6 protein-coding genes are annotated in these 11192 nt (G+C 43.2%); 2 read left to right on the forward strand and 4 right to left on the reverse strand.

The window, feature by feature from the left end:
* Window positions 1-279: 279 nt before the first annotated feature.
* Window positions 280-600, reverse strand: coding sequence for a DUF3467 domain-containing protein (locus QVP90_RS00155; RefSeq protein ID WP_021935352.1), 321 nt, complete (start codon window positions 598-600; stop codon window positions 280-282).
* 115 nt (window positions 601-715) lie between these two features.
* A complete protein-coding gene (locus tag QVP90_RS00160) occupies window positions 716-1339 on the reverse strand; it encodes an HU family DNA-binding protein (protein WP_021935353.1) in 624 nt (207 codons plus the stop codon).
* 292 nt (window positions 1340-1631) lie between these two features.
* On the opposite strand from QVP90_RS00160, the gene QVP90_RS00165 reads away from it, so the two are divergent.
* Both QVP90_RS00165 and QVP90_RS00170 read left to right on the forward strand, forming a co-directional pair.
* Window positions 1632-2015 (forward strand): hypothetical protein, encoded by a 384-nt coding sequence (locus QVP90_RS00165; protein ID WP_021935354.1) that lies wholly within the window; start codon window positions 1632-1634, stop codon window positions 2013-2015.
* A gap of 141 nt (window positions 2016-2156) precedes the next feature.
* Window positions 2157-2894 carry a DUF3874 domain-containing protein gene (locus tag QVP90_RS00170; RefSeq protein WP_264381118.1) on the forward strand — a complete coding sequence of 246 codons (738 nt, stop codon included), beginning with the start codon at window positions 2157-2159 and terminating at the stop codon, window positions 2892-2894.
* Between the two features lie 156 nt (window positions 2895-3050).
* Here the strand turns inward: QVP90_RS00170 and rpoC are convergent, their stop codons facing one another.
* Window positions 3051-7334, reverse strand: coding sequence for a DNA-directed RNA polymerase subunit beta' (gene rpoC / locus QVP90_RS00175; protein WP_005928995.1), 4284 nt, complete (start codon window positions 7332-7334; stop codon window positions 3051-3053).
* A gap of 103 nt (window positions 7335-7437) precedes the next feature.
* Window positions 7438-11192, reverse strand: a 3755-nt coding sequence (gene rpoB, locus QVP90_RS00180) for a DNA-directed RNA polymerase subunit beta (RefSeq protein ID WP_288203555.1), incomplete at its 5' end; no start/stop codon positions are given.

Consider the following 11192-nt stretch of genomic DNA (forward strand, 5'->3'; position numbering starts at 1 on the left):
TTGGGCTGCAAAAATACGAATAATATTTGAAAACACAATGAGTTATATGATTATTTTTAGAAAAACGCTTTCATAATCAATTCACTGTCAATAAAAGAAAAAGGGAATAGCGCTATATAAGTACCATTCCCCTCTTTCGCTAAAAAATCCACAGACATGATCATATCGTAAAGCTTTACAATACATCAATACCCATGTATCCAGTCCCGCCTCTTTCCAAACTGCAATAATTATTGTTTGAAGGTAGTGAGAAGCCTCTCTGGTATTCATTTTTCCGAATCAAGCTTCACCTTTAAAACCCGATATCGGCGGAATAAATGTCCCCCCTTGATACTCTCCGGGCATACGAATTTCTCCAAATACCCGTTCATATTTACCAATATTTTCTTCCAATGCACGAAGCAGTCGTTTGGCATGTTCGGGTGCCAAAACAACACGCGATTGAACTCCGGCTTTCGGTATCCCGGGCATCACGCGTACAAAGTCGAGAATAAACTCTGAACTGGAATGAGTAATGATAGCCAAATTGGCATAAGTGCCTTGAGCTACTTCTTCTTTCAATTCTATCTGCAACTGATTGTTTGGGTTCTGATTTTCCATAATAATATATTTATTTTTTATTTATAGTGAGTATTTCCATGTTTTTATCTCCCTTCATCGCTTTCACCATTCTCACTGTAACCGGCTGTGGTAAAGAGATTCAGGGTGAAAGAGACTACCGTTCCAATGAAGTCCGGTAATGTCCGGGTACGGGAACGTATACCGGTTGCTGCTTGGTATTGATATTCTTCAATTTCTTCTCTTCCTGCAACCGCTTCAAACAACGTCCAGCGGTAACACGTGTCATTTGGCAGATTTTTTCGATATCGCGACGGACCAATATACTGTTCTCACTAAAAAACTCTGTCAATTTCATATCTATCTCTATTTCCGACAAATGAGCCGAATGGCTTCCGGCCTTTGAGCGTTCAGCTTTCAGTTCGGCCACCCGGTAACGCAATTCTTTATCGGCACGAAAGTTAACATTCTTAAATTTCACGCTCGAAGCTCTGGTATCCTTCGGATTTCGCGTTTCCGGAGCAGTCAAAGATACATCAAAATATCCGATACCATCGATATGAACACGCCATCCATCTTTCAACCAGCCTACCAACGAACGGTTCAATGCATCAAGCACAGCCACCACATCGGTTCTTGTCAATGTACAAGCCATTTCAATTTCTTTCACAATGTCGGGAGTCGAAACTGTGCGACGATTTACAACGCGGGGATAGTAACGTAATTTCTTCGGGCGTCCTGAAGGCATCGGCACCGGAGCAAACTCAAATTCTACTGCCATAACGATATTCTCTTTAAGGATAATCAATCTCACCAGAAACATTATCGTTTCACAATTATGAGACATGTTTTTCACAAATGAAAGACGCACGTTTCATTATTGAGAGACGAATTTCTCACAATTGTGAAACGCTAATAACTCTCATGCAAAAGTAGGTAAATACAAGCAGGAAACAAAGCATTTGCCAGGTTATTTTCAACTAAGCAGATTTCAATAAATCTATTCCCCGAAAATTCGAAAAAGAGGGATCGACGACCTTACATTTGCCCTAAGAACCAATAACGAAAATAACATGAAACTTACGGAAATGATCAGAAATTTCTTCCGGTGGAATCGGAAAGTAACAAACAATGAGTCAAAAACAGGGCAAAAAAGAAGAATCGAAAACAAAACGATGGTCCAAGAGCAGGAAGCGAGCGAAGCACTTCAAAACTATTTATTAATACAGTATGACTTTCGTTATAACTTGCTGACAGAAGAGACAGAATTCCGGCCAAACAGTTCTTCCGACCCGGCATTCACACCGATCGGGCAACGGGAAATGAATACACTTTGTATGGATGCCCGTACAATAGGCATCAAATGCTGGGATCGGGATTTAAACCGCTATCTACTCTCCACACGCATACCTTCGTATCACCCATTACAACTTTATATGAAAGAACTCCCCGAATGAGATGGTCACGACCGACTCACCGATCTGGCGCAGCGCGTATCGACATCACCCATATGGATCAAAAGTTTTCACACCTGGATGCTGGCAGTTGTAGCTCAATGGACCGGAAAGTAACAAGTACATGCAAATTGTGTAGTTCCCATCCTTGTCAGCAGCGAACAGGGACATCTGAAATCTACCTTTTGCAAAGGTTTGCTCCACCCTTGCCTTCATCGCTATTACACCGAAAAATTTTCGCTCACCTCACAAGGAGATGCCGAACGGAAACTGGCAGAAATGGCTCTTATAAACCTGGCTGAATTCGACCGATACTCACTCGTCCAAATGCCACAGCTTAAAAACCTAATGCAACTGTCTACACTGAATCTCCGGAAACCACATCAAAAAAGTTACCGTCTACTTCCCCGTATCGCCTCATTTATCGGCACATCCAATCGCATGGATTTATTAACAGACCCAAGCGGTAGCCGAAGATATATTTGCATTGAAGTGAAGCAAGCCATTAATCTGGAGGGGATTGAGCATTCGCAGATCTATGCCCAATTAAAAGCAGAGCTCATGGCAGACAGGCGTTACTTCTTCAATAAAGAAGAACAACAACAAATCCAGCAACACAATCTTTCGTTCTATCGTCAGACATTGGCTGAAGAAGTACTTCGCGATTGTTTCCGACCGGCTTTTGAAGAAGATACTTATGAACTGCTATCGGCCGCCGAGATTTTCCAAACATTACAACGTCACAATCCGACGGCCATGCGGGGTGCAAATCCGAATCATTTCAGCCAGATATTAGCGACGGCAGGAGTTGTCCGAAAACATACAAAATGGGGAAATGTGTACCGGGTACACCGGTTAAACAATTCACCTCAAAAAGAGTGACCCTTCACCCTACAAAGCCGATGGAAGAGGTATTACACCAAAAAGGTGAATGCGGTGAAGGAGGTAAAACAAAACTGAAAAACAGTTATTAAAACAAAGGAGCAGCCACTATTACAGTGATTGCCCCTTCTTTTTATAATAACCAATTCGGTATTCTTATTCTACTTCATTATAATCAAGCACAGTCTTCTTGTTTGCCAAGATACGATCATACTCCTCTTTTGAGCCGACAATAACCTTGTCAAATTCACGCTGACCTGTACCTGCCGGAATTAAATGACCGCAAATAACGTTCTCTTTCATTCCTTCGAGCTTATCGATCTTACCATTGATAGCAGCCTCATTCAACACTTTCGTAGTCTCCTGGAAAGATGCTGCCGACATAAAGCTGGAAGTCTGCAATGCAGCACGCGTGATACCTTGGAGTATCTGCGTAGATGTAGCCGCAATGGCATCACGTACTTCAACCGGTTTCAAGTCACGACGTTTCAACATACTGTTTTCATCACGCAACTTGCGGGCAGTAACAATCTGACCCGGCTGCATATTCTGAGAATCACCGGCATCAACGACCACTTTCTTACCCCAGATACGATCGTTTTCTTCCATAAACTCAAGTTTATCCACAACCTGCTGTTCAAGGAAACGCGTATCTCCCGGCTCGTCAATTTCCACCTTACGCATCATCTGACGAACGATTATTTCGAAATGCTTATCATTGATCTTCACACCTTGCAGACGGTATACATCCTGAACTTCGTTCACAATATATTCCTGCACTGCCGTAGGACCTTTAATTGCCAAAATGTCTGCCGGAGTAATAGCACCATCCGATAGCGGAGTACCAGCACGCACATAGTCGTTCTCCTGTACCAGAATTTGCTTAGATAGGGCCACGAGATACTTCTTAACCTCACCGGTCTTAGATGTAACGATGATCTCACGGTTACCACGTTTAATCTTACCCATCGTAACCTCACCATCGATTTCTGATACAACGGCAGGATTCGACGGATTACGCGCTTCGAAAAGCTCCGTAACACGGGGAAGACCACCGGTAATATCACCGGCCTTACCTACAGCACGCGGTATCTTGACAATAACCTCACCAGCTTTCACTTTCTGTCCGTTTTCAACAATAACGTGTCCACCCACAGGTAAGTTATAAGTACGGATCAAATCGCCATCTTCAGTAAGAATATGAACCGAAGGCACTTTTGTCTTATCCTTAGACTCAATGATGATGATTTCACGAAGTCCGGTCGCTTCATCCGATTCAACCTTATAAGTGACATTCTCAACAACACTCTCAAATTCAATCTTACCGGTAGCTTCCGTGATAATAACGGCATTGAACGGGTCCCACTTAGCAATCAGCTTACCCTTTTCAACCACATCGCCATCCGATACATACAATGTCGAACCGTAAGGAACGTTATGAGTAGACAGAACAATATTAGTGTTTACATCCACAAAACGTACTTCAGCCAAACGACCTACCACCACTTTCGCAGATTCGCCCATCTCATCAACAATGTCAACCGTGCGGAGCTCATCGAATTCCAGACGAGCGGCATTTTTAGCTACAATGCTCGCATTAGCTGCAATATTGGCGGCTGTACCACCGGCATGGAACGTACGCAATGTCAACTGTGTACCCGGCTCACCAATTGACTGGGCAGCGATTACACCGACAGCTTCACCTTTCTGAACCATGCGGCTCGTTGCAAGGTTACGTCCATAACATTTAGCACATACACCTTTCTTAGATTCACAAGTCAACACTGAACGGATTTCAACACTTTCGATCGGAGATTCCTGAATCTTCTTAGCGATATCTTCTGTAATCTCATCTCCACCGGCAACCAACAATTCGCCTGTAGTAGGATGAATTATATCATGTACAGATACACGTCCGAGTATACGCTCATACAGAGTAGCAATAACTTCATCGTTATTCTTCAAGTCCGTACAAACCAATCCACGAAGAGTTCCACAGTCTTCTTCATTAATAATAACATCGTGTGAAACATCTACCAGACGACGAGTCAAATAACCGGCATCAGCAGTCTTCAACGCCGTATCAGCCAAACCTTTACGAGCACCGTGGGTAGAGATAAAATACTCCAACACCGAAAGTCCCTCTTTAAAGTTCGACAAAATCGGGTTTTCAATAATCTGACCACCCTCTGCACCGGCTTTCTGCGGTTTAGCCATCAAACCACGCATACCAGACAACTGACGAATCTGCTCCTTAGAACCACGGGCACCCGAATCAAGCATCATGTATACAGAGTTAAAGCCCTGATCGTCAGAAGAAATAGTCTTCATCAGAATATTAGACAACTCCGAGTTGACATGTGTCCAAATATCAATAACCTGATTGTAACGTTCGTTGTTGGTAATGAAACCCATATTATAGTTATTGATCACCTGCTCTACTTCGTCATACCCCTTTTGAACCAATGTCTCTTTCTCTTTCGGGATAATAATATCACCCAAGTTGAATGACAGACCGCCCTTGAAGGCCATCTGATAACCGAGGTTCTTGATTCCGTCAAGGAAATCGGCAGCCTTCGCCACACCACACACCTTAATTACATCACTAATAATATCACGAAGCGATTTCTTAGAGATAATCGTATTGATATAGCCAGCTTCAGGCGGAACAATCTCGTTCACAATAACACGTCCGACAGAAGTCTCACGCATTACATCCACAATATTACCATTCTCGTCAACATCCTTCACGATTACTTTTACCGGAGCATGGATATCCACCTTACCCTCGTTATACGCAATCAATGCCTCTTCCGGTCCGTAGAAAGTCAAACCTTCACCTTTAGCACCGGTACGCAACTTGGTAATATAATACAAACCAAGAACCATATCCTGTGCAGGCACAGTGATAGGAGCACCATTGGCCGGATTCAGAATATTATGTGATTGAAGCATCAACATTTGTGCTTCAAGAATAGCTTCATTACTTAAAGGCAAGTGAACCGCCATCTGGTCACCGTCGAAGTCGGCATTAAATGCCGTACAAGCAAGCGGATGCAACTGGATAGCTTTACCTTCAATCATCTTCGGCTGGAACGCCTGAATACCCAGACGGTGAAGCGTCGGTGCACGGTTCAGCAATACCGGATGTCCTTTCATTACATGCTCAAGAATATCCCAGATCACCGGTTCCTTGCGGTCAACAATCTTCTTCGCGGATTTTACGGTCTTCACAATACCGCGTTCAATCAATTTACGTATGATAAACGGTTTGTAAAGTTCTGCAGCCATCAACTTAGGAATACCGCATTCACCCATTTTCAACTCGGGACCTACAACGATTACCGAACGAGCAGAGTAGTCAACACGCTTACCGAGCAGATTCTGACGGAAACGTCCTTGCTTACCTTTCAAACTGTCTGACAATGATTTCAACGGACGGTTAGCATCTGTCTTAACAGCACTTGATTTACGTGAGTTGTCGAACAGTGAATCCACCGATTCCTGAAGCATACGTTTTTCATTACGCAAAATTACTTCGGGAGCCTTGATCTCGATCAGACGTTTCAAACGGTTATTACGAATAATGACACGACGATACAAGTCATTCAAATCAGAAGTAGCAAAACGACCACCATCCAACGGAACCAACGGACGAAGTTCAGGCGGAATAACCGGTACGATACGTACGATCATCCATTCCGGTTTGTTGCGTCCACGTGATGCACGGAATGATTCTACAACCTGCAGACGTTTCAACGCCTCGTTCTTACGCTGCTGTGAAGCATCGTTTCCGGCACGATGGCGCAATTCATACGACAACGCGTCCAGATCCAGACGGGCCAACAAGTCATAGATAGCCTCTGCACCCATCTTGGCGATGAATTTATTCGGGTCTGTATCTTCCAGATACTGATTTTCTTTCGGAAGTGTATCCAGAATATCCAGATATTCCTCCTCTGAAAGCAAATCATATTCAGCTATGCCATCTTCCGCCTTTATACCCGGCTGAATAACAACATAACGCTCATAATAAATAATGGAATCGAGTTTCTTGGTAGGCAATCCCAGCAAGTAACCTATCTTATTAGGAAGCGAACGGAAATACCAGATGTGAGCCACCGGCACAACCAACTGGATATGTCCCATCCGTTCACGACGCACTTTCTTTTCTGTAACTTCCACACCGCAACGGTCACACACAATCCCTTTATAACGGATACGTTTGTACTTACCACAATGGCATTCGTAATCTTTGATAGGACCAAAGATACGCTCACAGAACAAGCCATCACGTTCCGGTTTGTACGTACGGTAGTTAATGGTTTCAGGCTTTAATACTTCACCACTCGAATTCTCAAGGATTTCCTCCGGAGAAGCCAAACCAATAGAGATTTTCGAGAAATTGCTCTTCGTCTTATTTTCTTTTCTAAAAGCCATACTATAATATAGTTGAAAATTAAAAGTTGAAAGTTGAAAGTTGAAGATTGATAATTGAAAGCAGAATCACTCCAGCATCAATTATCAACTTTCAACTAAATAATTATTCCAGGTTGATGCTTAATCCTAAACCTCTCAACTCGTGCAACAACACGTTCAGAGATTCCGGAATACCGGGTTGCGGCATAGGTTCGCCCTTCACAATCGCTTCATAGGCTTTGGAACGTCCTACAACATCATCTGACTTAATCGTCAAAATTTCCTGAAGAATATGCGCTGCACCGAAACCTTCGAGTGCCCAAACCTCCATTTCTCCGAAACGCTGACCACCAAACTGAGCTTTACCACCCAAAGGTTGCTGAGTTATGAGCGAGTACGGACCGATAGAACGAGCATGCATCTTATCTTCAACCATGTGACCGAGTTTCAACATATAAGTCACACCAACAGTTGCCGGCTGGTCGAATTGTTCACCGGTACCACCATCACAAAGATAAGTCTTACAGTAACGAGGCAAACCGGCCTTGTCTGTCCACTCATCGAGATCTTCCATGGTAGCACCATCAAAGATAGGAGTTGCAAACTTCACACCCAGCGTTTTTCCGGCACGTCCGAGAACAGCTTCAAATATCTGTCCGATATTCATACGTGAAGGTACACCCAACGGATTCAAAACAATATCAACCGGAGTTCCATCTTCAAGGAACGGCATGTCCTCCTGGCGTACGACACGTGAAACAATACCCTTGTTACCGTGACGACCCGCCATCTTATCACCTACACCGATCTTACGTTTCTTAGCAATATATACTTTAGCCATCTGGATAATACCGGCAGGAAGCTCATCACCGATCGTGATAGCAAACTTCTTACGTTTCAGTTCGGCATCCAGTTCTTTATACTTCTTAATATAGTTCATCACCAAGTCACGAATCATACTATTGGTGTGTTCGTCACTTGTCCAATTACTCAGCTGGATAGATGTAAAATCAAGTGAGTCAAAATCGGAAGCACTAAACTTAGAACCTTTGGCAATAACTTCAGCACCCAAATAGTCTTTGACCCCCTGAGAAACTTTACCTTCAGTCAGCGTCATCAACTTTTTCACCAAGATACGTTTCAGATCAGATACTTTACCTTCGAATTCGTCATCGATTTTAGGAAGTAAAGCCTTATCTGCCAACTTGGAACTACGGTTCTTGATTACGCGAGAGAAGAGTTTTTTATCGATCACCACACCTTTCAATGAAGGAGAAGCTTTCAAAGAAGCATCTTTCACGTCACCGGCTTTATCACCGAAAATAGCACGAAGCAATTTTTCTTCCGGTGAAGGATCTGATTCTCCCTTCGGAGTAATCTTTCCGATCATGATATCACCCGGCTGAATACGTGCACCAATACGCACAATACCGTTTTCGTCAAGATCTTTAGTTGCTTCTTCACTCACATTAGGAATATCAGAAGTCAATTCCTCCATACCACGTTTTGTCTCACGAACTTCCAACGAGTATTCCTCTACATGGACAGAAGTCAGCAAATCTTCACGAACCACACGTTCGTTCAATACGATGGCATCCTCATAGTTATAACCTTTCCACGGCATATAAGCAACAAGCAAATTCTTACCCAATGCCAATTCACCGTTCTCAGTAGAATAACCCTCCGTCAATATCTGGCCTTTTGTTACCCTGTCACCTCTGTTGCAGATCGGACGAAGGTCAATAGTCATATTCTGGTTAGTCTTGCGGAATTTAGGAATTCTATATTCTTTCAGAGCCGATTCAAAACTTACAAACTCTTCATCTTCCGTACGATCATACAAAATACGGATAGTGGTTGCATCTACGTAATCAATCACACCGTCACCTTCCGCCGTAATCTGCGTACGTGAATCCCTAACCAGCTGACGCTCGATACCGGTTCCTACAATAGGAGCTTCACTTCTCAACAAAGGAACTGCCTGACGCATCATGTTCGATCCCATCAACGCACGGTTAGCATCGTCATGTTCAAGGAACGGAATCAAAGAAGCAGCAATCGAAGCAATCTGCTGAGGAGATACGTCCATCAGTTCAACTTCTGCCGGCTCTACTACCGGGAAGTCGGCATCCTGACGGGATTTTACTTTATTACGGACAAATGTTCCATCATCGTTCAACGGAGCATTTCCCTGGGCAATAATCTTACCTTCTTCTTCTTCGGCAGTCAAATAAATCAAGCCGTTATCCGAAAGATCCACTTTGGCATCCGCAACCTTACGATAAGGAGTCTCGATGAATCCGAGGTCATTGATTTTAGCAAACACACACAATGATGAAATCAAACCGATATTCGGACCTTCCGGCGTTTCAATCGGGCAAAGACGACCATAATGCGTGTAATGAACGTCACGAACCTCAAATCCGGCACGTTCACGAGAAAGACCACCAGGACCTAAAGCCGACATACGGCGTTTGTGAGTGATTTCCGCCAACGGGTTTGTCTGGTCCATAAATTGCGATAATGCATTCGTTCCAAAGAAAGAATTGATCACAGAAGAGATCGTCTTCGCATTGATCAAGTCAATCGGGGTAAACACCTCATTATCACGAACATTCATACGTTCACGGATAGTACGTGACATACGTGCCAAACCAACAGCAAATTGGTTAGACAACTGTTCGCCTACCGTACGCACACGACGATTGCTCAAGTGGTCAATATCATCCACATCCGCCTTTGAATTAATCAATTCAATCAGATATTTGATGATTTCAATAATATCTTCTTTGGTGAGGACACGTACGTCCATATCCGTCGTCAAGTTCAACTTTTTATTGATTCTGTAACGACCTACATCACCAAGGTCATATCTCTTCTCTGAGAAGAACAGGTTATTAATAACCTCACGTGCACTTGCATCATCAGCAGGATCTGCATTACGCAACTGACGATAAATATAAAGCACTGCCTCCTTTTCCGAGTTACTCGGGTCCTTCTGCAGAGTATTATATATAATAGAATAATCAGATTGATTCGGCTCGTCCTTATGAATCAAGATATTCTGGACACCCGAATCGATAATCTCATTGATATGTTCTTCCTCAATGACAGTCTCACGGTCGATAACTACCTCATTACGCTCGATAGAAACAACCTCACCGGTATCTTCATCAACGAAATCTTCAATCCAAGTTTTCAATACACGTGCAGCCAACTTGCGGCCTACTACCTTCTTAAGATTTGTCTTATTCACCTTAACATCTTCTGCCAAGTTAAAAATCTCAAGAATATCTTTATCATTTTCGAAGCCTATCGCTCTCAACAGCGTTGTTACAGGCAATTTTTTCTTTCGATCGATGTATGCGTACATCACATTATTGATGTCGGTAGCAAACTCAATCCATGAACCCTTGAACGGAATAATACGTGCCGAGTAAAGCTTCGTACCATTAGCATGAACACTCTGACCGAAAAATACACCTGGAGAACGATGAAGCTGAGACACAACTACACGCTCGGCACCATTAATGACAAAAGTAGCTTTATCTGTCATGTAAGGAATCGGACCGAGGAACACATCCTGAATCACCGTATCGAAATCCTCATGATCAGGGTCGGTACAGTAGAGCTTGAGTTTCGCTTTCAAAGGGACACTATAAGTAAGCCCACGCTCTATACAATCATCAATGGTATAACGCGGCGGATCAATATAATAGTCCAAAAACTCAAGAACAAAATTATTTCTTGTATCGGCAATGGGGAAGTTTTCAGCAAATACTTTATACAATCCCTCGTTCTTACGCTTCTCGGGCGGGGTGTCTAGTTGTAGAAAGTCTTGGAATGACTTCAATTGTACTTCCAGAAAATCCGGATATT

Source organism: Bacteroides sp. CAG:189, assembly GCF_000432295.1.
In the GTDB taxonomy this organism is placed as follows: Bacteria; Bacteroidota; Bacteroidia; order Bacteroidales; family Bacteroidaceae; genus Bacteroides; species Bacteroides salyersiae.

What these genes read in the sequence shown, in the direction of transcription:
- QVP90_RS00155 (WP_021935352.1), bottom strand. Translation starts at nt 600, where the DNA reads ATGGAAAATCAGAACCCAAACAATCAGTTGCAGATAGAATTGAAAGAA.
- QVP90_RS00160 (WP_021935353.1), bottom strand. Translation starts at nt 1,339, where the DNA reads ATGGCAGTAGAATTTGAGTTTGCTCCGGTGCCGATGCCTTCAGGACGC.
- QVP90_RS00165 (WP_021935354.1), top strand. Translation starts at nt 1,632, where the DNA reads ATGAAACTTACGGAAATGATCAGAAATTTCTTCCGGTGGAATCGGAAA.
- rpoC (WP_005928995.1), bottom strand. Translation starts at nt 7,334, where the DNA reads ATGGCTTTTAGAAAAGAAAATAAGACGAAGAGCAATTTCTCGAAAATC.